Source organism: Rhodococcus shunpengi (genome assembly GCF_048381395.1).
Taxonomy (GTDB): Bacteria; Actinomycetota; Actinomycetes; order Mycobacteriales; family Mycobacteriaceae; genus Rhodococcus.
Genome location: NZ_JBLWIU010000028.1, coordinates 1 through 24991 on the forward strand (window position 1 = coordinate 1; position 24991 = coordinate 24991).

A 24991-nucleotide genomic window follows, 5' to 3' on the forward strand; every position below is an offset into this window, starting at 1 on the left:
TCCCCCGCGAGCGCTTCGGTGATCATGAACTCGGCGCGCAGCAGACCGACGCCGTCGACATCGGTCGCGGCGACCGCCTCCGCGGCGTCGGGGGTGGCGAGATTGACGTAGACCGCTGTGGCCGTCACAGTCTCGGCGGAGAGAGTCGATGTCGCCGGCGCGGAGGTCGTCGCCGCGGGCCGCTCGGCGGTGTGGACCGCCCCGTCGAACACCACACCGACGTTGCCGTCCACGGTGATCAGCTGCCCGTCGTGCAGATCGGTGGTGGCGGTACGTGCACCGACCACGACGGGCTTGCCGAGTTCCCGTCCGACGATGGCCGCGTGGCAGGTGATGCCGCCGCCGTCGGTGACGATGCCGCCGGCGCGTCGCAGGATCGGCAGCCAGTCCGGCCGGGTCATCGGTGCCACGATGATCTCGCCGTCGCTTAAGCGCTTCCCGTCGACGAGTTCGTGCAGCACCCGCACGCGGCCGGTCGCCGTCCCGGGGCCCGCGCCGAGACCGGTCAGCAACGGTCGTGCCTCGCCGTTGCCGGACGGGGCGGGAGCCGCCGGTTGGTCGAGTGTGGTGATGGGGCGGGTCTGCACGATCCACAACTCGTCGTCGGCGAACGCGAACTCGAGGTCCTGGGGATGCCCGTAGTGTTCTTCGACTCCGGCGGCCAGCCGTGCGACGCGCAGGAGTTGCTCGTCGTCGAGGACCCGGGTGCGGCGCTCGGGGTCGAGTGCGACGCGGCTGTCCCCGCTGTCGGTGGAGGTGATGCGGAATTCCTGATGACCGAGGTGCACGTCGAGCACCTCGAAGCCGTCCTTCGCCACGACGTACGTGTCGGGTTCGACCTGCCCGCCGACGACGACCTCACCGAGACCGAGCGCTGCTTCGACGACGATCCGATCGAGTTCGCCCGTGCGCGGGTCGGCCGTGAACGCCACGCCCGACGACTCGGACTTCACCATCACCTGGACCACCACGGCGATGGACGGTTCGTCGGTCACCCCGCGCAGCCCTCGGTAGGTGCGGGCGCGTTCGGACCACAACGAGGCCCAGCACGCCTGCACCGCGCGGATCACCGCGTCGGCGCCGATGATGTTCGTGTACGACTCGTGGATACCGGCGAACGAGGTATCCGCGGCGTCCTCCGCGGGAGCGGACGACCGCACCGCGACCGGCACATCGGGACCGAGGCTCTCGTAGGCGGAGACGATCGCCGCGCGCATCCCGGCCGGCACGGTCGAATCCGTCACCAGGGCGGCGAGCTCGGCGGAGGTGCGTATCAGGGTGGCGTCGTCGATGTCGGGGGCAGGTGCCGCCTCGGCTGCCAGCCGGGATCGGACGCCGGCTGCGTCCATCGCGTCGAGATACGCACCGGCGGTGACGGCGAAGGCCGTCGGTACCGGAAAGCCTGCGCAGGTGAGTTCTCCGAGGTTGGCGGACTTGCCACCGACCGTCGGCGCGTCGGCGGCGCCGACCTCCGCGATCGGGCGTACCCACAGTTCGTGTTCGGTCATCGACGACTCCCCACACTCCCCGCCCCGCGTCGACCTTTCGGGCAGGGGCGGATACTCGATCTTCCCATCGTCACCCCCGGCCCGATCTATACCCTAGGGGCAAAAGTCATCATTCCGGGACGGGGACGACCGTGGCCGATCCTCCGCGCACACCCGATCCGCGGGAGCGGAGACGGTTGATCGTGTCTGCGGTCGCGCGACCCGCACTCACCGCGCTCGTCCTGGTCAGCGTGTATTTCGTCGTTCCCCTGGATCAGGTCACCGGCGTGTCCGACGTGTTGTTCCTCGTCGGGGGTGGCGTAGTGGTCCTGCTCGTCGGAGGGTGGCAGGTCCACAGAATTCTCGCCGCGGAGTATCCGGCGGTGCAGGCGATCGAGGCGCTCATCAGCGTCGTGTCCCTGCATCTCGTGCTGTTCGCGACCGTCTATCTGCGGATGTCCGTCGTCGCCCCGGACGACTTCTCCGAATCGCTGTCCCGGATCGATGCGATCTATTTCTGTCTGACGGTTTTCGCCACGGTGGGCTTCGGGGACATCTCCGCCGAGTCCGAGCCTGCGCGCGCCGTGGTGTCGGTGCAGATGGTTGCGAACCTGATCTTCTTCGCGGTCGGGGTCCGGTTGCTCGCGGCCGCGGTGCAGTGGCGTCGGCGCAGTCGCGGTGACGACGAGGGGTGAAAGATCCGGGTTCGGTCCACCGGATTCCACGACTTCGCATTCCCACTGCAGGCTGCGGGGTGATCCTTGTAGGGATGCGACTGTAGGGATGCGACTGTAGGGATGCGACTGTAGGGATGCGACTGTAGGGATGCGACTCCACTGACGCCTGTCGGAGGCCGACATGTTGGATTGGGGAGCCGTCGTCGTCGACAGCATCGTGTGGACGGCGAAAGCGTTTGCGATCACTGCCCTGGTCTTCGTCGCCGTGATCGCCGCGCTCGTGCGGTTCACGCGTTGGGGTCGCCAGTGGTGGCGCATCGCCGCGTCCTTCTTCGACCCGCGCAACGGCGCCGGCGGCCTCGCCCTCGCCCTCGCCGCGATCGTGTTGCTGCTGACGGTGTTCGCCGTGCGGATGAGCGTGCTGTTCTCCTACTGGTACAACGACTTCTATACGGCGATCCAGAATCTGGACGAGTCGGCCTTCTGGCGGTTCATGCGGATCTTCGCGATCCTGGCGACGATCCATGTGGTGCGTGCGCTCGTCGACTACCTGCTCGCGCAGACCCTCGACATCCGGTGGCGGACACATCTGAACGAACGCCTCGTGGACGACTGGCTCGAGTCGGGGTCCTTCTACAAGGATCGGTTCGTCTCGTCGCCGGTCGACAATCCGGATCAGCGCATCCAGGTGGACATCACGAGTTTCGTCACTACCACACGGGTGCTGTCGATGGGGGTGGTGACGGCGGTGCTGTCGATCGTCAGTTTCACGGGAATCCTGTGGGATCTGTCGGGACCGATCACGATCTTCGGCACCGAGATCCCCCGCGCGATGGTCTTTCTCGTGATCGTCTACGTGCTCGTCACCACGGCGGTCGCCTTCTGGATCGGCCGTCCCCTGATCATGCTCAACTTCCTGAACGAGAAGCTCGGCGCGACCTACCGGTACGCGCTCGTGCGGGTGCGCGAGTACGGCGAATCGATCGCGTTCTACCGGGGTGAGGGCGTCGAGCGGGGTGGGCTGCTCGCGCGGTTCGCCGCGGTGATCCGCAACTGGTGGCGCATCGTGTTCCGGACGCTGAAGTTCAACGGTTTCAACCTGGCGGTCAACCAGACCGCGGTGATCTTCCCGTTCCTCGTGCAGGGGCCCCGTCTGTTCGCCGGCCAGGTGACCCTCGGCGACGTGATGCAGACGAGCAACGCGTTCGGGCAGGTGCACGACTCGCTGTCGTTCTTCCGCGAGTCGTACGACGAGTTCGCGGCGTTCCGCGCGACCACGATCCGCTTGAACGGATTGCTCGACACCACGCATCAGGCCGCCGAGCTGCCCTCGGTCTCGGTCCGGGCGCAGGAGGATCGGCTGGAACTGGCGGATCTGTCTGTGGAGACCCCAGCGGGTGACCCGCTCGTCACCGACCTGTCGCTGGGCGTCGACGCGGGCGAGGCGCTTCTGGTGCGCGGAGCGTCGGGCAGCGGGAAGACCACGCTGCTCCGCACGATCGCGGGACTGTGGCCGTATGCGCGCGGTGAGGTCGACCGACCGACCGGGGACGGATTGTTCCTGTCCCAACACCCTTACCTCCCGCTGGGCACCCTGCGCGATGCCGTCACCTATCCCCGCGCGGCGGATCACGACGACGCCGCGCTACGCACGGCGCTCGAGACCGTTGCGCTCGGGCATCTCACCGAACGGCTTGACGTGGAGACCGACTGGGCGCGCACCCTCTCCCCCGGCGAACAGCAACGGCTCGGATTCGCGCGCATCCTGTTGTCGTCCCCGGCGATCGTGTTCCTGGACGAGGCCACCGCCGCGGTCGACGAAGGTCTCGAACACGCGCTGTACCGGACGATGCGGGAGACGCTGCCGGACGCCGTGATCGTGAGCGTCGGGCATCGCAGCACTCTCGACGCCTTTCACGACCGCGTCCTGGAACTCCGCGGCGAAGGACGCTGGGTGGTCTCCGACCTGCAGAAGTCGCGATGATCCCCGCCCACCACCCGCCGGTACCGCGGTGTCGGATCCGGCCGGACCCGACGACTCTTCCGGGAGGTGCTGAATGTTCGACACTCTTGTGCCCGATTCCCAGCGACGCAGCCTGACGGAACTCGACGAGCGTCTGGATCTGTCGGTCGGTGACCGGCAGGCGAAGCGGTCGGCGTTCTGGACGATGCTCATGCTCTCGGCGGTCATCGCCGTGGCGGGGGTGGTCAGTGATTCGACGGCCACCGTGATCGGGGCGATGATCGTCGCGCCGTTGTCCACTCCGATCCTGGGCGTCGGTCTGGGAATCGCGGTCGGACGCGGTGTGTTGATCGCGCGCAGCGTCGCCCGGATCCTCGGCGGCATCGTCCTGGTGGTCGTCCTCGGGGTCGTCTTCGCCCAGGTGCTCGCGAATCCGGGCAATGTCCTGTCGAACTCGCAGGTCCTCGGTCGCACGTCGCCGACGTTGATGGATCTGACGGCGGCCATGGCGACCGGACTGGTCGGGGCGATCGCGGTGACACGCCGCGATGTCGGAGACGTCCTGCCCGGGGTCGCCATCGCGATCTCGCTGGTGCCTCCGCTCGCGGTGGTCGGTGTCTGCCTCGGCTCCGGCGCACCGACCCTCGCACTCGGCGCCTTCGTGCTGTTCGCATCCAACGTGGTCGCGCTGATCATCACGGCCACAGTGGTTCTCGTCGCCGCAGGCTACTCCCGGGAGGCGGCGGAGACGGTCCGAACCCGGTGGAGGCGGGCCTATGCCGTGCTGGCGGTGGCACTGGTCGTCGTCGCGGTGCCGATGGTCGTCAACTCGATGGCGTCGTTGTGGGCACGGCAGATCTCCGCGCAGGCCACGCAGTGGCTCGACGGGACACCCGGCGCGGAGGTCACCGGTGTGGACTGGCACGGCACCACGGTGGTCGTCTCCGTGCTCGGTCCGGCCGAGCTACCACCCCTGGACGAGCTCGACGCCGCGGTCGATGCGGTCCTGCCCTGGGATCCCACCCTGCAGCTCGTCCATACCGTGGGCGCGAACATCGAACGGGTCGACTCGGAGTGAGGGAAGGTCAGGGGGTGGCGATCGCGAAGTCCGGATCGGGTTCGTCCAGCACACTCACCAGTGTGGCGAGCACGCCGGCCGTCCCGTCGACATCGAGCCCCTCGGAGTTCGCAAATCGGACAACAATTCTCGTTTCGGCCGGAAATCGGACGTCCGGACTTGGCGATACGGCCCGGCATCGCGTATTAGTTGTGTCGCGTCATAAACCTGTGACGGGGGTCATGGTTTGACGCACATGTCGGCGGGGCAGCAGGGGGCCTCGCCACGAACTGCCCGGCGATCCGGGCGGAGGAAATGTGCCGATGCGTCCACCCATGTCGCCCACCGATTCGATGTTTCTCCTCGGGGAGTCCCGTGATCATCCGATGCATGTGGGCGGACTGATCCTTCTCCGGCCTCGCGAAGGCACGACCGCCGCGGATCTGGGAGCACTGTTCACTGCCGCCGCGGCGGACGGCGAGGTCGCCCCGCTGTGGCGCAAGCGTGCGGCCCGTTCCCTGGGCAGCTTCGGTCAGTGGGCCTGGGAGGAGGATGCGAACTTCGACCTGAGCTACCACGTGCGACGCAACGCATTGCCGCAGCCCGGCGGGCTCGACGAACTGTGGGATCTCGTCTCCCGGCTGCACAGCACGCTGCTCGACCGGAGCCGGCCGTTGTGGCAGATACACGTCATCGAGGGTCTCGCGGACGGCCGTCTCGCCGTCTACACGAAGATCCATCACGCTCTCGCCGACGGCGTGGGGGCGATGAAATTGCTGCGTCGCGCCCTGAGCCCGGACTCCGAGCGGACCGACATGCCGGCGCCGTGGGCGCCCTTCGACACGCCGAGTCGTCCTCATTCGCCCGGGACCGCGCTCGATCTTCCCGAGGCCGCGATGCAGGCGGTGCGGACCGCGACGGCCGAGGTCACCGGCTTCGTGCCCGCGCTGGCGGGCACCGTGAACAGGGCACTGCGCGGTGGAGGCGGATCGTTGTCGCTCGCCGCACCGAACACCGTGATCAACGTGCCCATCTCGGGTACGCGCCGGTTCGCCGCGCGCTCGTGGCCGCTGGCCCGCCTGCGCGCGGTGGCCAGGGCGGCCGACACCACCGTCAACGATGTCGTGCTGGCCATGTCGTCAGGAGCACTGCGCGCCTTCCTGATCGAGCAGGAGGCGTTGCCCGACAGGTCGCTCGTGGCCATGGTCCCGGTGTGCCTTCGACCCGACAAGGACTGTGCCGGAAACGAACTCGGTGTTCTGATGGCGGATCTGGGTACGGATATCGCCGATCCGGCCGACCGGCTGTCCAGGGTGTCTGCGTCGACGACGGAGGGCAAGAGCTCCATGCAGGGGATGTCCTCCCTGTCCCGGCTGGCGGCCAGCGCACTCGGCGTCGCGCCGCTGGCGGTAGGGATCCTCACCCGCAATCGTGCGCTCCCGCGACCGCCCTTCAACGTCATCGTCTCGAACGTGCCGGGATCGCCGGATCCGTTGTACTGGAACGGCGCTCGTGTGGATGCGGTGTATCCGCTGTCCGTGCCGGTCGATGGTCAGGCACTGAACATCACGTGCACGAGCACCGACGACGCCATCGCTTTCGGTCTCACTTCATGCAGTCGCAGCCTGCCGCAACTCCAGCCGCTGCTCGACCACTTCGACGCGGCCCTCGAAGCACTCGAGGACGCCTTCGACCTCGCTCCCGTCGACCGGCAGGAAGCCGTGCGCGCGGGCTGACGCCACCGGGTAGCCGTCCGTGCGGCCTGACGCATGGGATAGTCGCAGTGCACTCGTGTGCCCGAGTCGGACAACTGCCCCAGGAATCGCCGTTCTCGTGTGAGAAAGCACTCCGCCGGAGCACTATCGACCGATAGCGGTGTGCCCCCGGGATGCGTCGACGCCGACACGGCAACTCGCGTCCCACTCCTCGCGGAGAGCAGGTCCGAATGCAGAAGCTGACGCCGTTCTACGAGCAAGTGCAAACCCACTACGACCTGTCCGACGACTTCTTCGAACTGTTCCTCGACCCCACGCGCACGTACAGTTGCGCCTACTTCGAGCGCGACGACATGAGCCTCGAGGAAGCCCAGATCGCGAAAGTCGATCTTTCTCTCCGCAAGTGCGATCTCCGACCCGGGATGACACTGCTGGACATCGGCTGCGGTTGGGGCTCGACGATGATGCGGGCGGCGGAGCGATACGACGTGCACGTCATCGGTCTGACGTTGAGCCGCAACCAGTACGAACACGTGTCCGGTCTGCTCTCGGCGATGTCGTCCGGCGGCCGTACCGCGGAAGTGCGTCTACAAGGCTGGGAGGAATTCGACGAGCCGGTGGACCGCATCGTCAGCATCGGAGCGTTCGAGCATTTCCGCCGACAGCGGTACGACAGCTTCTTCGACCGCGCCTCCCGCATCCTGCCCGACGACGGCAGGATGCTGCTGCACACCATCGTCGGTCATTCCCGCGCCCAGCTCGAGGCGATGAAGGTGCCGGTCACCCGCGAGGACGCACTGTTCCTGCGTTTCATCATGAGGGAAATCTTCCCCGGAGGGCAGCTCCCCGACCGGGACCTGGTCATCACCGGCGCACAACGCAACAGTTTTTGGGTGCAGAACATCGAGTCCCTGCAACCCCATTACGCCCGCACGCTCGACCTGTGGGCGCGAGCCCTCGAGGCGCGTCGCGACGACGCGGTGCGGATGGCCTCGGAGGAGGTCTACCAGCGATACATCAGATACCTCACCGGGTGCGCAGCGAATTTCCGGCGTCGCCTCATCGACGTCCAGCAGTTCACCCTCGTGAAGCAGCCGCACCGCTGAGGCTCGGTCCCGAGCGGGACCGGCGGCAGAACGAATCCGGTGAGCCTGCACGCCGATCCGCTGCCCGGGTGGACAACGGATCGGCGAGAGGCAGATCAGTGCGAGCCGCGGCGCTTCTGCTGCAGCTTGGTGAGCATCTCCTTGGCCTTGCGCTGATTCTCCGGCTTGGCCGCTTCGCGTCGGACGACCTGGATCGCCTTGACCACGGCGGCGCTCTTCATAGCCTTGCCGAACATTCCCATCGAGCACTCCTCCGCAGTGGCGTCACAACCTGTACCTCCACGATACGGATCCGCGGAAGGCACCACCCGTGCGCGTGATTCAGTTCGTCGCGTCGGCGATGCGACTGTTCGGCAGCTTCCAGCCCGGCCGCGGGAAGTGGCAGGTGTACCCGTTCGGGTAGTGCTGGAGATAGTCCTGGTGCTCGGGTTCGGCCTCCCAGAAGGTGCTCGCAGGAGTCACCTCGGTGACCACCGTGCCGGGCCACAGGCCCGATGCCTCGACGTCGGCGATCGTGTCCACCGCGACCTGCTTCTGCTCGTCGTCGAGGTAGAAGATCGCAGAACGGTAGGACGCCCCGACGTCGTTGCCCTGCCGGTTCAGGGTGGTCGGATCGTGGATCTGGAAGAAGAACTCGAGCAGTGCCCGGTAGTCGGTGCGTGCGGGGTCGTAGACGATCTCGACTGACTCCGCGTGCCCCGGATGGTTGCGATAGGTGGGGTGATCGTTCTGCCCACCGGTGTAGCCGACCCGTGTCGACACCACCCCGGGCTGCCTCCGGATCAGCTCCTCCATACCCCAGAAGCATCCGCCTGCCAGAATCGCCTTGCGTGTATCGGTCATTACGCCTCCTCGGGAGGTGGAACCGATACGAGGGCCGCGGCATTCCCACCGCGCACGTTCGTGGTCAGAGCACGAACACCGCCGCCCGCTCGGCGAGGTCGAGGACGGGTTGCGGCAGGATGCCGAGCAGCACCGTCGCCACCGCCGCGAACGCGATCGCCGCGCTCGTCGCCACGGTCGAGGTCGCGAGCCGCGGGGCGTCGTCGGTCGGGTCGGTGAAGAACATCAGCACGATCACCCGCACGTAGAAGTACGCGGCGATCGCGCTGACCAGCACGCCGACGATCACGAGCGGAGCCGCACCGCCCTCGATCGCCGCGCCGAAGACCGCGAACTTCGCGATGAACCCGCTGGTGAGCGGAATGCCCGCCAGCGACAGCAGGAACAGCGCGAACGCCCCGCCGAGCAACGGGGAGCGTCGCCCGACACCGGCCCAGCGCGACAGCTCCCATGCCTCGCCGTCCGGGTCGCGCACCAGAGTCACCACGGCGAACACACCGACCGTCCCGATCCCGTAGACGAGCAGATAGAACAGCGTCGACGAGATCCCGGACGCGGTGCCGGCCACGACGCCGGTGAGCACGAATCCGGTGTGGCTGATCGCCGAGTACGCGAGCATGCGCTTGATGTCGTTCTGCGTCACCGCGAGGACCGCGCCGACGACCATCGTCGCGATCGCGACGGCCCACAGGATCGGCCGCCACTGGTCGGCGGAACCGGGGACCGCGACGTAGAGCACGCGCAGCAGTGCACCGAAGGCGGCGATCTTCGTGGCGGCGGCCATGAACGCCGTCACGGGGGTCGGTGCGCCCTGGTAGACGTCCGGCGTCCACGAATGGAAGGGCACCGCCCCGATCTTGAAGAGCAACCCGACGGCCAGCAGACCCACCCCGACGAGCGCGGTGGTCTCGCTGCCCGCACCGGTGTCGATCGCCAGGGCGATACCGCCGAAATGGACGGTCCCGGCATAGCCGTAGAGCATCGCCACCCCGTACAGGAAGAACGCCGACGAGAACGCGCCCAGCAGGAAGTACTTCAGTGCCGCTTCCTGGGAAAGCAACCGGCGGCGCCGCGCCAGACCGCACAGCAGATACAGGGGCAGCGACAGCACTTCGAGCGCGACGAACATCGTCAGCAGGTCGTTCGAGGCCGGGAAGACGAGCATTCCGCCCACCGCGAACAGCATGAGCGGGAAGACCTCGGTGCGCGCGCCGCCCGCCGCGAGCGCCTGCCGTTCGGCCGCGGTACCCGGAATCGCAGACGCCTGGGGCGCGAAAGCGTCGAGATGCGCACCGACCGCGGCGCGGGAAACCGATTGCGTACGAACCTGTTCGATACTCCGTTCCGCGACGAGCGCAACCGACAGCACCGCCACGATCAGGACCGATCCCTGCAGGAACAGCGCCGGTCCGTCGATCACGACCGCCCCCGACAGGGTGGTTGCACGGGTTCCCGCGAGCATCACCACGGCGACGAACGCCGCCACGAGCGCGCCCGTCGTCAGGAGCACGTGGGCGAGATAGCGTGCCGAAGCCGGCGCGAAGGACTCGACCAGCACACCGACGACGGCCGCGGCGAAGACGATGAGGATCGGTGCGATCAGTCCGTAGTCGATCGCCGGGGCGGGAATCGACGCGGCAACAACGACGAGGCCCTCGGAGGGGTTCATTCGGCTTCACCTTCCTCGGAACCGTGCGCGGGAACACCACTCTCGGCGACGGGTCGCTCGGCCGGCACCACCGGTTCTGGCCGGGAGATGTCGATCGAGACGAGCGTGTCGTCGACCGCGGGGGTGATGACGTCGAGCGCGGGTTTCGGGTAGATCCCCAGGATGAGCAGCAATGCGATCAGCGGCGCGACCACCGCGACCTCACGAGGCACGAGATCGGAGAGCCTGCGGGCGTGTTCGGCACCGTCGTTCCCGTCGTCACCGTCGTCCCCACCGGGCAGGCGCACGGGTCCGCCCATCATGCGCTGGTAGAGCCACAGCACGTAGAGCGCGGACAGCACGAGCGCGAGTGTCGCGATCACCGCGGCCACCTGGTAGCGCGGATAGGTGCCGACGAAGACGAGGAACTCGCTGACGAACGGCGCGAGCCCGGGCAGGGACAGGGTCGCCAGTCCGGCGACGAGGAAGGTCCCGGCGAGGACCGGAGCGACCTTCTGCACCCCGCCGTAGGCGGCGATGGTGCGGTCTCCGCGCCGCGAGACGAGGAAACCGGCGATGAGGAACAGTGCGGCCGTGGAGATCCCGTGGTTGACCATGTACAGCGTCGAACCGGCCTGCCCCTGCGAGGTCAGGGCGAAGATGCCGAGGACGATGAACCCGAAGTGCGAGATCGAGGTGTAGGCGATCAGGCGCATCACGTCGGTCTGACCGATCGCGAGCACGGCGCCGTAGACGATGCCGATGACGGCGAGGGTCACCACGACCGGTGCGAAGGTCACCGAGGCGTCGGGGAAGAGCTGCAGGCAGTAGCGCAGCATGCCGAAGGTGCCGACCTTGTCGACCACGGCCATCATGAGCACCGCCGCGACCGGCGTGGTCCGCACCGCCGCGTCGGGTAGCCACCCGTGCAGCGGCCACAGCGGGGCCTTCACCGCGAAGGCGACGAGGAAACCGAAACACAGTGCACCGAGCACGGCGGGGGTCGCGTCGAGGTCCCCCGAGACGGCGGCGGCGGTGACGGTTCGGACGTCGAAGGTGCCCACACCCGCGGTCTCCCCCAGCCCGGATCGGGCAGTGACCACGTACAGCCCGATCAACGCGGCGAGCATCACCAGTCCGCCGAGCAGGTTGTACAGCAGGAACTTCACGGCGGCGCGTGCCCGGTCGGCGCGCGGTGTCCCCGGCGAACCGAACCCGCCGATGAGGAAGTACATCGGGACGAGCATCGCCTCGAAGAAGACGTAGAACAGCAGGATGTCGAGGGCGGTGAACGACACGAGCACCATCGACTCGACGAGCAGGATCAGCGCCACGTAGGTGTGCGCGGAACGCGGGCGGGCCGCGCCGGCCTCCTCGTCGGCGGCGCGGTGATCGTGCCACCCGGCGGCCAGGAGCAACGGCACGAGCGCGGCGGTCAACAGGACCAGCACCAGGGCGATGCCGTCGACGCCGAGCCGGTAGCCTGCGCCGAACGAGGGGATCCAGTCGTGCGATTCGACGAACTGGAAACGCTCTCCCCCGCGGTCGAATCCGACGGCGACGATCACCGCGACCACGAGAACGGCGATCGACACCGCGAGGGCGATCGACCGGACGGCGGAACCGAGGCGTGCGGGCAGAGCCATGATCGCGGCGGCGCCGAGCAGCGGGAGCACCCACAGGATCGTCAACCAGGGAACGGTGGTCATCAGTACACCCCCATCACAGCGTCACCAGGACGAGCGCACCGACCACGACGGTCGCGCCGGCGAACATGTACAACGCGTACGAACGGACGAAGCCGGTCTGCAGCAGGCGCAGTCCGCGCGAGAGCGCACCGATCCCGGTGGCGGCACCGGTGACGGAGCCGTCGATGCCGGTGGATTCCACGGCGCCGAGGGCGCGCACCAGACCCTGACCGGGACGCATGAACACCGCTTCGTTCACGGCGTCGCCGTAGAGGTCGCGACGTGCGGCGACGGTGAGCACCGACACCGCCTCGGGGGTCGTCTCCGGGACCGGTGCGCGCACGTACTGCCGGTACGCGACGGCGACACCGGCGAGCACGACCGCCAGCGTGAGGGTGGTGACGAGCCAGACGGGCAGACCACCTTCGTGATGGTCGTAGCCGACGACTGGTTCGAGCCAGTGCTGCAACGCGCCACCGAGCACCAGCAACCCGCCGGCACCGACCGAGCCCACGGCGAGAGCGATCATCGGCCAGGTCATCGAGGCCGGCGACTCGTGTGGGGTGGCGTCGGGCGCCCATCGCCGGTCGCCGAAGAAGGTCAGGATCATCACGCGGGTCATGTAGAAGGCGGTCAGCCCCGCACCGAGCAGCGCGACGACACCGAGCACGATGCCTTCGACACCGCCGGCAGCGAAGGCCACTTCGATGATCTTGTCCTTGGAGAAGAACCCGGCGAACGGCGGGATGCCGATGATCGCGAGGTAGCCCAGCCCGAAGGTGGCGAAGGTGATCGGCATGACCGCGCGCAGTCCGCCGTAGCGGCGCATGTCGGTCTCGTCGTGCATCGCGTGCATCACCGAGCCGGCGCCGAGGAACAGTCCGGCCTTGAAGAAGCCGTGGGTGAGCAGGTGCAGGATCGCGAAGGCGTACCCGGCGGGGCCGAGTCCGGCGGCGAGCACCATGTAGCCGATCTGGCTCATGGTCGACGCGGCGAGCGCCTTCTTGATGTCGTCCTTGGCGCAGCCGATGATCGCGCCGAAGAGCAGTGTCGCGGCGCCGACGATCACCACCGTGAGTCGTGCGGCCGGTGCGGCGTCGAAGATCGCGTTCGCGCGGACGACGAGGTAGACACCGGCGGTGACCATCGTGGCGGCGTGGATGAGCGCGGAGACCGGGGTGGGGCCCTCCATGGCGTCGCCGAGCCACGACTGCAGTGGCAGCTGGGCGGATTTCGCGCACGCGGCCAGGAGCAGGAACAGGCCGATCGCGGTCACCGTGCCCTCGCTCGCCTCGGGTGCCGCGGTGAAGACCGTGTCGTAGTCGAGGCTGCCGAAGGTCGCGAACATGATCATGAGGGCGACGAGCAGCCCCATGTCGCCGACGCGGTTGACGACGAACGCCTTCTTCGCGGCGGTCGCGGCGGTGGGCTTGTACTGCCAGAATCCGATGAGCAGGTACGACGCGAGACCGACGCCCTCCCATCCGAGGTACAGGACGAGGAAGTTGTCGGCGAGGACGAGCACCAGCATCGCCGCGAGGAACAGGTTCAGATAGGCGAAGAACTTCCGGCGCTCCGGATCGTGTGCCATGTAGCCGACCGAATAGAGGTGGATCAGCGAGCCCACGCCGGTGATGAGCAGTACGAAGCAGATCGACAGCGCGTCGAGCCGCAGTCCGAGATCGACCTGCAGTTCTCCGACCGGCACCCAGGTGAACACGGTCTGCTGCGCGAGTCTCTCGCTCGCGTCGAGTCCGCGCAGTCCGGCGAACATGACGACGCCGACGACGAACGAGGCGAGCGCCGTGGCGCATCCGAGCAGATGTCCCCAGCGGTCGCTGCGACGCCCGAAGAGCAGCAGAACGAACGCGCCGGCCAGGGGCAGTGCCGGTATCGTCCACAGCGCCGAGTTCAGGAACGAAGTCATGCCGCGTGTCCTCTCGGTTCGTCGTGGGCTCTCACACTCACCGTCCTCGTGGGGGTCGTCAGTACTTGAGCAGGTCGGCGTTGTCGACGGAGGCGGATCGCCTCGTCCGGAAGATGGTCACGATGATCGCGAGGCCGACGACGACCTCGGCGGCCGCGACGACCATCGTGAAGAAGGCGAAGACCTGTCCGTGGAGGTTGCCGTGCATCCGCGCGAAGGTGACGAAGGCCAGGTTGGCGGCGTTGAGCATCAACTCGACGCACATGAACACGACGATGGCGTTGCGGCGCAGGAGAACTCCCACAGCGCCGATGGTGAACAGCAGTGCCGACAGGTAGAGGTAGTTCTCGGGGTTCATCGCCGATCCTTCCTCGCGTCGTCGTCGGGTTCGCGCAGGCCGAGTTCGGTGTGGTCCCAGTCGCGTCCGATGCGGCCGAGCAGCTCACCGACCGACAGTTCGGAGAACGATCCGTCCGGGAGCAGGGCCGGGACGTCGGCGGCGTTGTGGCGGGCATAGACGCCCGCGGCCGGCAGCGGTGTGACCCGCTCTCCTTCGCGGAATCTGCGTGCGGCGAGTTCGCGTTGGGTCTGCCTCGGCTGCAGTCGTTCCCGGTGGGCGAGCACCATCGCACCGACGGTGGCGGTGATGAGCAGCGCTCCGGTGAGTTCGAACGCCCAGACGTAGTCGATGAACAGCAGCACCGCCAGGCCCTCGACGTTGCCGCCGGCGTTGGCGGCGTCGAGTCCCGCGAAGCCGGAGACCGCGGTGTTCCCGATGCCACCGATGAGCATCACCGCGAAGCCGATCGCCACGACGATCGCGAGAACGCGCTGTCCCTTGATGGTTTCGACGAGGGAGTCGGCGGAATCGATACCGACGAGCATGAGCACGAACAGGAACAGCATCATCACGGCGCCGGTGTAGACGACGACCTGCACCACACCGAGGAACAATGCGTCCTGCGCGATGTAGAAGACGGCGAGCACGATCATCGTCATCGCGAGGAACAGCGCCGAGTACACGGCCTTCGGGGCGACGACGACACCGAGCGCCCCGAGTACCGCGACGGCACCGAGGATCCAGAACTGCACGGCCTCCCCGGTGGAGGTCGTGGTGAGTTCGGCGGCGAGCAGCGCGGTGGTCACCGGTGTTCCTCCCCGTCGGCGGCGGACGCGTGTTCCGGGACGGGGATCGTGCCCCGGTAGTAGTCCTCGTCGGTGGCGCCGGGTGCCATGGGATGCGGGGGTGGTTGCATCCCAGGCTCGAGCGGCGCGAGCAGGCGGTCCTTCTCGTAGATCATGTCGGTGCGGTTGTCGGCGGCCATCTCGTACTCGTTCGTCATCGTCAGCGCGCGGGTCGGGCACGCCTCGATGCACAATCCGCAGCCGATGCACCGCAGGTAGTTGATCTGGTAGACGCGCCCGTACCGTTCGCCGGGTGAGTACCGCTCCTCGTCGGTGTTGTCGGCGCCCTCGACGTGGATGGCGTCGGCGGGGCAGGCCCACGCGCACAGTTCGCAGCCGATGCACTTCTCGAGTCCGTCCGGATACCGGTTGAGCTGGTGGCGTCCGTGATAGCGGGGGGCGGTGGGTCTCTTCTGCTCCGGATACTGCTCGGTGTTGGGCTTCTTGAACATCGTCGTGAGCGTCACACCGAAACCGGCGAGCGGGCCGCGGAATTCGACCATCACGATCCTCCTGGGAGACGACCCGCCGGGGCGGGCGGACTCGATCGGGTGCTCGACCGAGCAGGTAGTGGCGGCACGGGGAAGCCCCCGGCCATGGCGTCGAACTCCTCGTCGACGCCGGCGGGTGGTTCCGTCGCCTGTGCGATGCGCCGGGTCCGCCGCCCCTGCAGGGTGAGGTAGGCGAACAGCAGAGCGGTGGACAGCACCCCGGCGACGATGAGGCTCGCGGTGCCGGGCAGGACGTCGTCGGTGTCGAGGATGCGCAGCGCGGCCACGATCATCACCCACACCACCGAAACGGGGATGAGCAGTTTCCAGCCCAGGGCCATGAACTGGTCGTAGCGCAGTCGCGGCAGGGTGCTGCGCAGCCACACGAAGACGAACAGCACGACCCACACCTTGATCACGAACCACAGCAGCGGCCACCAGCCCGAGTTCGCGCCGCTCCACAGCGTCAGCGGCCACGGCGCGTGCCAGCCACCGAGGAACAGGGTGGTCGCGAGCGCGGAGACAGTGACCATGTTGACGTACTCCGCGAGCATGAACATCGCGAACCGCAGCGACGAGTACTCCGTGTGGAAACCGCCCACGAGTTCGCCCTCGGCCTCGGGCAGGTCGAAGGGAGCGCGGTTGGTCTCCCCCACCATCGACACCGAGTACACCAGGAAGGACGGCAGCAGCAGCACGACGAACCACAGGTCGTTCTGCGCGGCGACGATGCCCGAGGTCGACATCGTGCCCGCCTGCAGGAAGACCGCGGCGAACGCGAGTCCCATCGCGATCTCGTAGGAGATGACCTGCGCGGTCGAGCGGAGACCACCGAGCAGCGGATAGGTCGAACCCGAGGCCCAGCCGGCGAGCACGATCCCGTAGACGCCGACGGAGGTGATCGCCAGGACGTAGAGCACCGCGACGGGAAGATCGGTCAGCTGCAACGGCGTCCGGTTCCCGAGGATCGACACCTCCGGCCCGAAGGGAATGACCGCGAACGCCATGAACGCCGGGGCCGTCGCGATGATCGGGGCGAGCATGTAGATCGGCTTGTCGACCCCGGTCGGGATGATGCCTTCCTTGAGCGCGAGTTTCAGACCGTCGGCGACGGTCTGGAACAGTCCCTTCGGTCCCACCCGGTCGGGTCCGACCCGCATCTGCATCCAGGCCATGATCTTGCGTTCGGCGAGGATCATCACGAGGGTCGTCAGGACGAGGAACGCGAAGATCGCCACGGCCTTGACGACGACGAGCCACCAGGGGTCGATGCCGAACATCGACAGGTCCACGGGTTGGGCGGTGACGCTCATCGCGGATCCTCCTCGGCCGATCCGGAGCCCGTCGTGGCGGTGGCCCGGATCCGCACCACGTCACCGGCGGTGACACCGAGATCGACGTGCACCATCGATCCCGGCGAGGCGGTGGGCAGCCAGACGACACGGTCGGGCAGGTCGTCGACCACCAGCGGCAGCGTGATCGAGCCGCGCTCGGTGGAGACGGTGAGCGAATGATGGTCGGCGGCGCCGATCTCCGCAGCAGTTGCGGCCGACAGACGGGCGACGGGTTCGTGCGCGGTTCCGGCGAGGTGCGGTTCGTCGTCCTGCAACCGGCCCGCGTCGAGGAGCATCCGCCAGGTGGCGAGGACCGCTTCCCCGAGAACGGGACGTCGTGGGGGTCGCGGGGACACTCCCGGCGATTCGGGAACGGTGCCCATCCATCGTCCGAGTTCCGCGAGTTCGTGACGCAGGGTCTCGACGTCGTGGGGGCCGGGATCGTCGAGGCCTCCGTCGAGGTCCATCGCGTCGGTGATCGCCGCGAGCACCCGGTGGTCGGGCAGTGCTCCGGTGTCGCGGAGGGCGATCGGGAAGGCACGTTCGCGTCCCTCCCAGTCGAGGAAGCTCCCGGCCTTCTCGACCACCGGCGCGACGGGGAAGACGACGTCGGCGCGGTCGGTCACCGCGCTGCGTCGCACTTCCAGACTCACGACGAAGCCGGCACCGTCGAGACCCGCGAGTGCGGCATCGGGGTCGGGCAGGTCGGCGGGGTCGACGCCGGCGACCACGAGCGCAGCCACATCACCTTCGGCGGCCGCGGAGAGGATGGCGTCGGTGTCGCGGCCCGCCTCCGACGGCAGGGTGTCGGCCGGTAGACCCCACGCCGACTCGATGTCGCGCCGGGCCTGCGGGTCGCCGATCGGGCGACCACCGGGCAGCAGGGTCGGGAAGGCGCCGGCTTCGAGTGCTCCGCGATCACCGGCGCGGCGCGGGATCCACGCGAGGCGGGCTCCGGTCTCGTCGGCGAGGGCCGCAGCGGCGGACAGCGTGCCGGGCGATGCTGCGGCCCGCTCCCCCACCAGCACGATCGCACCGGGAGTCCCGAGCGCCGCCGCGGCATCGGCGGATGCGCCGGTGCGGATCGCGTCGAGCGCGCGTGCCTCGTCGCCCGGGACGCAATGCTCGACCCGGCCCGACAGCTTGTGGACACCGCGCGAGGCGAACGGTGCGATCGTGAAGACCTGCAGCCTGTTCCGCCGGACCGCCTTGCGCAGCCGCAGGAAGACGATCGGCGACTCCTCCTCCGGCTCGAATCCGACGAGGAGCACCGCCGGCGCGCGGTCGAGGTCGCGGTAGGTGACGTCGAGGCGCCGCCCGGCGACCCGCGAGGCGAGGAAGTCCGTCTCCTCCCCCGACAGGGCTCGACTGCGGAAGTCGATGTCGTTGGTGCCGAGCGTCGTTCGCGCAAACTTCGCGTACGCGTAGGCGTCCTCGACGGTGAGCCGGCCACCGGTGAGGACCCCGGCCTTACCGCGCGCCGCAGCCAAGCCGCGGGCGGCGACGCCGAGCGCCTCGATCCACGATGCGGGAACGAGCGCTCCGGTGTCGTCGCGGACGAGCGGCGTCGTGAGGCGGTCGTCGGCGGTGGCATAGGTGAACGCCCACCGCCCCTTGTCGCAGTTCCATTCCTCGTTGACCTCGGGGTCGTCCCCGGCGAGGCGGCGCAGCACGACTCCGCGACGGTGGTCGGTGCGTTGGGCGCAGCCGCTCGCGCAGTGTTCGCACACACTCGGTGTGGAGACCAGATCGAACGGGCGGGCGCGGAACCGGTAGGCGGCGCCGGTGAGCGCACCGACCGGGCAGATCTGGACGGTGTTGCCGGAGAAGTACGACTCGAACGGTTCCTCGGTGTAGATGCCGACCTGCTGCAGCGCCCCGCGGTCGAGCATGTCGACGAACCGGTCGCCCGCGACCTGGTCGGCGAAGCGGGTGCAGCGCGCGCACAGCACGCAGCGTTCGCGGTCGAGGAGCACCTGCGAGGAGATCGCGATGGGTTTCGGGTAGGTGCGTTTGGTGTCCTCGAAACGGGATTCTGCGCGTCCGTTGGACATCGCCTGGTTCTGCAACGGGCACTCTCCGCCCTTGTCGCACACCGGGCAGTCGAGCGGATGGTTGATGAGCAGCAGTTCCATCACGCCGCGCTGGGCCTTGTCGGCCACCGGCGAGGTGAACTGGGTGCGCACGACCATCCCGTCGGTGACCACCGAGGTGCACGAGGCGAGCGGTTTGCGCTGCCCCTCGACCTCGACGAGGCATTGGCGGCACGCGCCGACCGGCTCGAGCAGCGGGTGGTCGCAGAACCGCGGGATCTGGATCCCGATCAGTTCGGCGGCGCGGATCACGAGAGTGCCCTTGGGCACGGCGATCTCGGTGTCGTCGATGGTGACGTGCACGAGGTCGGTGGTCTCGGATTTCTCCGCTCCGGCACCGGACACGGCGGTCATCGCTCGCCTCCTTCCGCGGGGGTGTCGGCGGCGAGCGTCGACAGGTGCGGGTCGAACGGGCAGCCGCCGTGCTCGAAGTGGGCGACGTATTCGTCGCGGAAGTACTTCAGCGACGACGTGATCGGGCTGGTGGCGCCGTCCCCGAGGGCGCAGAATGCCCGGCCGAGGATGTTGTCGGAGATGTCGAGCAGCTTCTCCAGGTCGGCTTCGGTGCCCCGCCCGTGTTCGAGCCGCTCGAGGATCTGCACGAGCCACCAGGTGCCCTCGCGACACGGGGTGCACTTGCCGCACGATTCGTGGGCGTAGAACTCGGTCCAGCGCAGCACCGTGCGGACGACGCAGGTGGTCTCGTCGAAGATCTGCAGGGCCCGGGTCCCGAGCATCGACCCGGCGGCGGCGACGTTCTCGTAGTCCAGGGGGACGTCGAGGTGTTCGTCGGTGAAGATCGGGGTCGACGAGCCACCGGGTGTCCAGAACTTGAGCCGGTGGCCGGCGCGCACACCTCCGGCGTAGCCGAGCAACTCCCGCAGCGTGATGCCGAGCGGGGCCTCGTACTGGCCGGGGGTGGTGACGTGCCCGGAGAGCGAGAACATCGCGAATCCCGGTGATTTCTCGGTGCCCATCGAGCGGTACCAGTCCACACCGTTGCGGATGACGAGCGGGACGTTCGCGATGGACTCGACGTTGTTGACGACGGTCGGGCACGCGTACAGGCCGGCGACGGCGGGAAAGGGTGGACGTAGGCGTGGTTGGCCGCGGCGTCCCTCGAGGGAGTCGAGCAGCGCCGTCTCCTCACCGCAGATGTACGCGCCCGCACCGGCGTGGACGACGAGTTCGAGGTCGTATCCGGAGCCGAGGATGTCGCGTCCGAGATAGCCGGCCTCGTAGGCCTCCGCGACCGCGGCGTGCAGGCGCCGCAGCACCGGGACGGCCTCCCCCCGCAAGTAGATGAACGCGTGCCGGGCGCGGATCGCGTAGGCGGCGATGATCACGCCTTCGACGAGGGCGTGCGGGGTGGCCAGCATGAACGGGATGTCCTTGCAGGTGCCCGGTTCGGATTCGTCGGCGTTGACGACGAGATAGTGCGGCTTGTCGTCGCCCTGGGGGATGAACGACCACTTGGTGCCGGTGGAGAATCCGGCGCCGCCGCGACCGCGGATCCCGGAGTCCTTCACCGCGGCGATGACCGTATCCGGGTCCATCCCGAGGGCGATGGGCAGGGCTTCGTATCCGCCGTGCCGCCGGTAGGCGTCGAGGGTCCACGCCTGGTCCTCGTCCCAGTAGCGGGTGAGTACGGGGGTCAGACCCGTCGGTGGTTTCCCGACGGCGACGACGACCTCGTCCTTCTCCGGTGGTTCCGGTGCCCGCATGTCGTGCTTGCGGGCGACCTCGAGCCCGGCGCGGGAGGCCGGTCCGGCGGTACCGGCGGCCTCGAGCGCACCGGGCCGGTCGTCGGGGATCCCCGCGAGCAGGCGCGCGGTGTCGCGGAAGTTACGCAGCGGGGCGCCGCGCGTCGGTGTGGGTGTGCCGCCGGCGAGCAGGTCGTCGACGAGTTCGATCGCGGAGTCGACGGTGCGGTTGTCGAACAGTTCCCAGTCGACGGTCATCACCGGGGCGTAGTCGCACGCCGCGTTGCATTCGATGTGTTCGAGGGTGATCGCGCCGTCGGCGGTGGTTTCGTCGTGTCCGATGCCGAGCCGGGTGCACAGGGCGGAGAAGATCTCGTCGCCGCCCATCGTCGCGCACAGCGCGTTCGTGCACACCCCGACGTGGTGGCGGCCGGTCGGCGAGCGGCGGTACATGGTGTAGAAGGTCGAGACGGCGGCGACCTCGGCGCCGGTGAGTCCGAGCCGCCGGGCGCAGAACTCGATGCCGGCCGGCGTGATGTACCCGTCCTCCGCCTGCACGAGGTGCAGCAGCGGCAGCAGCGCCGATCGGGGCTGCGGGTAGCGCGCGACGATCCGGTCGGCGTCGGCGTCGAGGCGGGCACGCACGTCGTGGGGATAGCGGCGCGGTGCGTCGGGTGGGGTGAGATAGGTGTCCTCGTCGGGTCGCGGCCCGAGCGGGACGAGGACGGGTTCGCGTCCGGCCGGTTCGGTCATCGGCACGGCGGCGGTGGTCTCGCTCGTGGCCGCGGTGCCGGTGGTCTCCGCACCCGCGGCGCGCACGAATTCGGTGCTCATCGGTCCACTCCCCCCATCACCGGGTCGATGCTGGCGACGGCGGCGATCACGTCGGAGACCATGCCGCCTTCGCACATCGCCGCGACGGCCTGCAGATTCGTGAACGACGGGTCGCGGTAGTGCACGCGGTAGGGGCGTGTGCCGCCGTCGCTGACCATGTGGACGCCGAGTTCGCCGCGTGGCGATTCGACGCCGATGTAGACCTGTCCCGCCGGGACGCGGATGCCCTCGGTGACGAGCTTGAAGTGGTGGATCAGGCCCTCCATCGACTCGCCCATGATGTGACGGATGTGGTCGGGCGAGTTGCCGAGTCCGTCCGGTCCGAGCTGCAGTTTCGACGGCCAGGCGATCTTGCCGTCCTGCACCATCACCGGTCCGGGACGGAGCCGGTCGAGGCACTGTTCGACGATCTTCAACGATTCGCGCATTTCCCCGATCCGGACGAGATAGCGGGCGTAGCAGTCGGATCCCTCGGCGGTGACGACGTCGAACTCGTAGGTCTCGTAGCCACAGTAGGGTTCGGCGCGACGCAGGTCGTAGGGCAGGCCGGTGGATCGCAGGATCGGTCCGGTGACGCCCAGAGCCATGCAACCGGTGAGATCGAGGCAGCCGATGTCGCGGGTACGCGAGATGAAGATGGGGTTGTCGGTGAACAGGGCTTCGAGGTCGGCGAGGCGTCCGGGCAGCAGGGCGAGCAGGTCGCGGATCATCGGCACGGCCTCGTCGGGCAGGTCCTGGGACAGTCCGCCGGGCCGGATGTAGGAGTGGTTCATCCGCAGTCCGGTGATCGTCTCGAAGACGTCGAGGATCAGTTCGCGTTCGCGGAAGCCGAACAGCATGGGCGTGGTCGCACCGAGTTCCATGCCGCCGGTGGCCAGCGCCACCAGGTGTGAGGAGATGCGGTTGAGTTCCATGAGCATCACCCGCACGACCTGCGCGCGGTCGGGGACGAGATCCTCGATGCCGAGCAGTTTCTCGACGCCGAGGCAGTAGGCCGTCTCGTTGTGGAACGGGGCGAGGTAGTCCATGCGGGTGACGAAGGTGACGCCCTGGGTCCAGTTGCGGAATTCGAGGTTCTTCTCGATTCCGGTGTGGAGATAGCCGATTCCGCAGCGGGCCTCGGTGACGGTCTCGCCGTCGATCTCGAGGATCAGGCGCAGTACTCCGTGGGTGGACGGGTGCTGGGGTCCCATGTTGACGACGATGTGGTCCTCACCGCTGTCGCGTACGGCAGCGGTGATGTCGTCCCAGTCGCGTCCGACGGCGTCGAAGACGGTCTCGGTCGCGGGTTCGCTCGTCACGTGTACGCCCTCCGTTCGTCGGGTGGTGGGATCCGGGCGCCCTTGTACTCCACCGGGATTCCGCCGAGAGGGTAGTCCTTGCGTTGGGGATGTCCGCGCCAGTCGTCGGGCATCTCGATGCGGGTGAGCGCGGGGTGCCCGTCGAAGACGATCCCGAAGAAGTCGTAGGTCTCGCGCTCGTGCCAGTCGTTCGTCGGGTAGATGCGGTAGAGCGACGGGACGTGCGGGTCGCTGTCGGGGATCGCCACCTCGAGCCGCATCCGGCGGTTGTGGGTGATCGAGACGAGCGGATACACCGCGTGCAGTTCGCGGCCCGTCTCCTGCGGATAGTGCACCCCGCTGACCCCGAGGCACAGCTCGAATCGGAGGTCCGCATGGTCGCGCAGGGTGCGGGCCACCAGAGCCAGGTGTTCGCGGCGGACGAAGGCGGTCAGCTGGTGGCGGTCCACGACGATCTTCTCCACCGCGTCGGCGTATCCGATGTCGGTCCCGCCGGAGTGTTCGTCGAGTGCGTTCGCGAACGTGTCGACGAGGTCGTCGAGATAACCGCCGTAGGGACGTTCGGTGCTGCCGGGCAGCGTCACCCGGCGCACGAGTCGTCCGTAGCCGCTGGTGTCGCCGGATCCGCGCACCCCGAACATGCCGCGGCGGACCGCGATCAGCTCGTCGGCGCGGTCGTCGTGGCCGGATCCTGTCCGTTCGAGATCGGTCATCGCGGCGGCACCGTCAGTTCGATGAGTGGGCGCTGGGTCAGGGCGGCTTCCTCCGCGGCGCGGATCGCTTCCTCCCGGTTCACGCCCAGGGGCATCTGCGCGATCTTCTCGTGCAGCATCAGGATGGCGTGGAGGAGCATCTCGGGCCGGGGTGGGCATCCGGGGAGATAGATGTCGACAGGGACGACGTGGTCGACTCCCTGGACGATCGCATAGTTGTTGAACATTCCCCCGGACGAGGCGCACACGCCCATCGCGAGCACCCACTTCGGTTCGACCATCTGGTCGTAGACGCGGCGCAGTGCGGGGGCCATCTTCTGGCTTACGCGGCCGGCGACGATCATCACGTCGGCCTGTCGCGGCGAGGCCCGGAAGGCCTCCATGCCGAAGCGAGCGATGTCGTAGCGGCCGCCGGCGGTTGCCATCATCTCGATGGCGCAGCACGCGAGCCCGAAGGACGCCGGCCACAACGAGCCCTTCCGTGCGAAACCGGCGAGGGTCTCGACGGTACTGAGCAGGAAACCGGTGGGGACCTTCTCCTCGATGCCCATCGCCCTCACCTCCCCCGGAATCGGACCGGGTACCCGATGCCCGGCCGTCCGCTCGCGGAACCCGTTCGTATGCAGGACATCCCGCTGTGCATGCGGGTCGTCAGTCCCATGTCAGGCCTCCTCGTTTCCACTCGTAGGCGTAGGCGACGAAGACGTTGAACATGAACAGCGCCATCGCTGCCAGACCGAAGACGCCGAGTGCGTCGAAATGGACCGCCCACGGGTACAGGAAGACGATCTCGATGTCGAAGATGATGAACAGCATCGCGGTGAGGTAGTACTTCACCGGGAAGCGGCCACCTCCCACCGGCTGGGGTGTGGGGTCGATACCGCACTCGTACGCATCGAGCTTGGCGCGGTTGTACCGGCTCGGGCCCGCGAGGCTCGCCACCGCGACGGAGAAGACGGCGAAGGCAAGCGCGATGCCACCGAGTACCAGGATCGGTACGTAAGCGTTCATGCGACCTCCGGTTGCTCGCGCGAATCCGGCCGCGGGTCTGCTCGTCGCCCGCGAACCCACCCCCGCCGTGCACCGGGCGGTTCCACCCCGGCTCCGGGTTGTGAGTTACGGCACACACTAGTGCTGTTCGCGTCGGACTTGTCGCGATTTCACGCCCTCGATTCGGGGCGGCGTGTCGGGCTGCTCCACAACCGGAAGGAGAGTAGATTCTCCGG

The 24991-nt window shown here is 68.2% G+C and carries 22 protein-coding genes; 5 read left to right on the forward strand and 17 right to left on the reverse strand.

All coding sequences use genetic code 11. The features are described 5' to 3' along the window. On the reverse strand, window positions 1-1508 hold a 1508-nt coding region (locus ACNJ7K_RS15940; RefSeq protein WP_487041911.1), incomplete at its 3' end, for a PEP/pyruvate-binding domain-containing protein. Window positions 1509-1639: 131 nt separating this feature from the next. On the opposite strand from ACNJ7K_RS15940, the gene ACNJ7K_RS15945 reads away from it, so the two are divergent. The 3 genes from ACNJ7K_RS15945 to ACNJ7K_RS15955 all read left to right on the forward strand — a co-directional run bounded on the left by ACNJ7K_RS15945 (window position 1640) and on the right by ACNJ7K_RS15955 (window position 5205). Further along, complete coding sequence (locus ACNJ7K_RS15945; protein ID WP_120283080.1) at window positions 1640-2182, forward strand: potassium channel family protein; 543 nt, start codon at window positions 1640-1642, stop codon at window positions 2180-2182. A gap of 166 nt (window positions 2183-2348) precedes the next feature. Continuing rightward, window positions 2349-4148, forward strand: coding sequence for an ABC transporter ATP-binding protein/permease (locus ACNJ7K_RS15950; protein ID WP_487041963.1), 1800 nt, complete (start codon window positions 2349-2351; stop codon window positions 4146-4148). A 73-nt stretch (window positions 4149-4221) separates the two neighbouring features. Next, on the forward strand, window positions 4222-5205 hold the full coding sequence (locus tag ACNJ7K_RS15955; protein ID WP_487041912.1) for a TIGR00341 family protein: 984 nt from the start codon (window positions 4222-4224) through the stop codon (window positions 5203-5205). A gap of 7 nt (window positions 5206-5212) precedes the next feature. On the opposite strand, the gene ACNJ7K_RS15960 is transcribed toward ACNJ7K_RS15955, so the two are convergent. After that, on the reverse strand, window positions 5213-5332 hold the full coding sequence (locus ACNJ7K_RS15960; protein WP_487041964.1) for an alkyl sulfatase C-terminal domain-containing protein: 120 nt from the start codon (window positions 5330-5332) through the stop codon (window positions 5213-5215). Between the two features lie 175 nt (window positions 5333-5507). Here ACNJ7K_RS15960 and ACNJ7K_RS15965 point away from each other — a divergent pair, with 175 nt between their 5' ends. Continuing rightward, a complete protein-coding gene (locus tag ACNJ7K_RS15965) occupies window positions 5508-6920 on the forward strand; it encodes a wax ester/triacylglycerol synthase family O-acyltransferase (protein WP_258260702.1) in 1413 nt (470 codons plus the stop codon). Window positions 6921-7129: 209 nt separating this feature from the next. Next, on the forward strand, window positions 7130-8005 hold the full coding sequence (locus tag ACNJ7K_RS15970) for a cyclopropane mycolic acid synthase family methyltransferase (RefSeq protein WP_159418098.1): 876 nt from the start codon (window positions 7130-7132) through the stop codon (window positions 8003-8005). A gap of 95 nt (window positions 8006-8100) precedes the next feature. Here the strand turns inward: ACNJ7K_RS15970 and ACNJ7K_RS15975 are convergent, their stop codons facing one another. From ACNJ7K_RS15975 to ACNJ7K_RS16045, 15 genes are all read right to left on the reverse strand, one after another. Then, window positions 8101-8241: a hypothetical protein gene (locus ACNJ7K_RS15975; protein ID WP_174246920.1), complete on the reverse strand. Its 141-nt coding sequence runs from the start codon at window positions 8239-8241 to the stop codon at window positions 8101-8103. A gap of 85 nt (window positions 8242-8326) precedes the next feature. After that, window positions 8327-8848 carry a peptide-methionine (S)-S-oxide reductase MsrA gene (gene msrA, locus ACNJ7K_RS15980; protein ID WP_120283090.1) on the reverse strand — a complete coding sequence of 174 codons (522 nt, stop codon included), beginning with the start codon at window positions 8846-8848 and terminating at the stop codon, window positions 8327-8329. Between the two features lie 64 nt (window positions 8849-8912). After that, complete coding sequence (nuoN, locus tag ACNJ7K_RS15985) at window positions 8913-10517, reverse strand: NADH-quinone oxidoreductase subunit NuoN (protein ID WP_268653818.1); 1605 nt, start codon at window positions 10515-10517, stop codon at window positions 8913-8915. After that, window positions 10514-12205, reverse strand: coding sequence for an NADH-quinone oxidoreductase subunit M (locus tag ACNJ7K_RS15990; protein ID WP_268653819.1), 1692 nt, complete (start codon window positions 12203-12205; stop codon window positions 10514-10516). Before ACNJ7K_RS15990 ends, nuoN begins: the two co-directional genes overlap by 4 nt. Before the next feature lie 13 nt (window positions 12206-12218). Beyond that, window positions 12219-14111, reverse strand: coding sequence for an NADH-quinone oxidoreductase subunit L (gene nuoL, locus ACNJ7K_RS15995; protein WP_487041913.1), 1893 nt, complete (start codon window positions 14109-14111; stop codon window positions 12219-12221). A 58-nt stretch (window positions 14112-14169) separates the two neighbouring features. Beyond that, window positions 14170-14469 (reverse strand): NADH-quinone oxidoreductase subunit NuoK, encoded by a 300-nt coding sequence (gene nuoK, locus ACNJ7K_RS16000; RefSeq protein WP_006554035.1) that lies wholly within the window; start codon window positions 14467-14469, stop codon window positions 14170-14172. Continuing rightward, window positions 14466-15257: an NADH-quinone oxidoreductase subunit J gene (locus ACNJ7K_RS16005; RefSeq protein ID WP_088898401.1), complete on the reverse strand. Its 792-nt coding sequence runs from the start codon at window positions 15255-15257 to the stop codon at window positions 14466-14468. Before ACNJ7K_RS16005 ends, nuoK begins: the two co-directional genes overlap by 4 nt. Further along, window positions 15254-15799, reverse strand: coding sequence for an NADH-quinone oxidoreductase subunit NuoI (nuoI, locus tag ACNJ7K_RS16010; RefSeq protein WP_006554037.1), 546 nt, complete (start codon window positions 15797-15799; stop codon window positions 15254-15256). The genes ACNJ7K_RS16005 and nuoI overlap by 4 nt, the downstream gene beginning before the upstream one ends. Beyond that, window positions 15799-17100: an NADH-quinone oxidoreductase subunit NuoH gene (gene nuoH, locus ACNJ7K_RS16015; RefSeq protein WP_088898403.1), complete on the reverse strand. Its 1302-nt coding sequence runs from the start codon at window positions 17098-17100 to the stop codon at window positions 15799-15801. The genes nuoI and nuoH overlap by 1 nt, the downstream gene beginning before the upstream one ends. Continuing rightward, window positions 17097-19568 carry an NADH-quinone oxidoreductase subunit G gene (locus ACNJ7K_RS16020; protein WP_487041914.1) on the reverse strand — a complete coding sequence of 824 codons (2472 nt, stop codon included), beginning with the start codon at window positions 19566-19568 and terminating at the stop codon, window positions 17097-17099. The genes nuoH and ACNJ7K_RS16020 overlap by 4 nt, the downstream gene beginning before the upstream one ends. After that, on the reverse strand, window positions 19565-21751 hold the full coding sequence (gene nuoF, locus ACNJ7K_RS16025) for an NADH-quinone oxidoreductase subunit NuoF (protein ID WP_487041915.1): 2187 nt from the start codon (window positions 21749-21751) through the stop codon (window positions 19565-19567). The genes ACNJ7K_RS16020 and nuoF overlap by 4 nt, the downstream gene beginning before the upstream one ends. Next, complete coding sequence (locus ACNJ7K_RS16030) at window positions 21748-23052, reverse strand: NADH-quinone oxidoreductase subunit D (RefSeq protein WP_088898406.1); 1305 nt, start codon at window positions 23050-23052, stop codon at window positions 21748-21750. The genes nuoF and ACNJ7K_RS16030 overlap by 4 nt, the downstream gene beginning before the upstream one ends. Further along, window positions 23049-23765, reverse strand: a complete 717-nt coding sequence (locus ACNJ7K_RS16035; RefSeq protein ID WP_487041916.1) for an NADH-quinone oxidoreductase subunit C — start codon at window positions 23763-23765, stop codon at window positions 23049-23051. The genes ACNJ7K_RS16030 and ACNJ7K_RS16035 overlap by 4 nt, the downstream gene beginning before the upstream one ends. Further along, window positions 23762-24316, reverse strand: a complete 555-nt coding sequence (locus ACNJ7K_RS16040) for a NuoB/complex I 20 kDa subunit family protein (protein ID WP_487041917.1) — start codon at window positions 24314-24316, stop codon at window positions 23762-23764. The genes ACNJ7K_RS16035 and ACNJ7K_RS16040 overlap by 4 nt, the downstream gene beginning before the upstream one ends. 100 nt (window positions 24317-24416) lie before the next feature. Then, window positions 24417-24776, reverse strand: coding sequence for an NADH-quinone oxidoreductase subunit A (locus ACNJ7K_RS16045; RefSeq protein WP_016935086.1), 360 nt, complete (start codon window positions 24774-24776; stop codon window positions 24417-24419). Window positions 24777-24991: the final 215 nt, after the last annotated feature.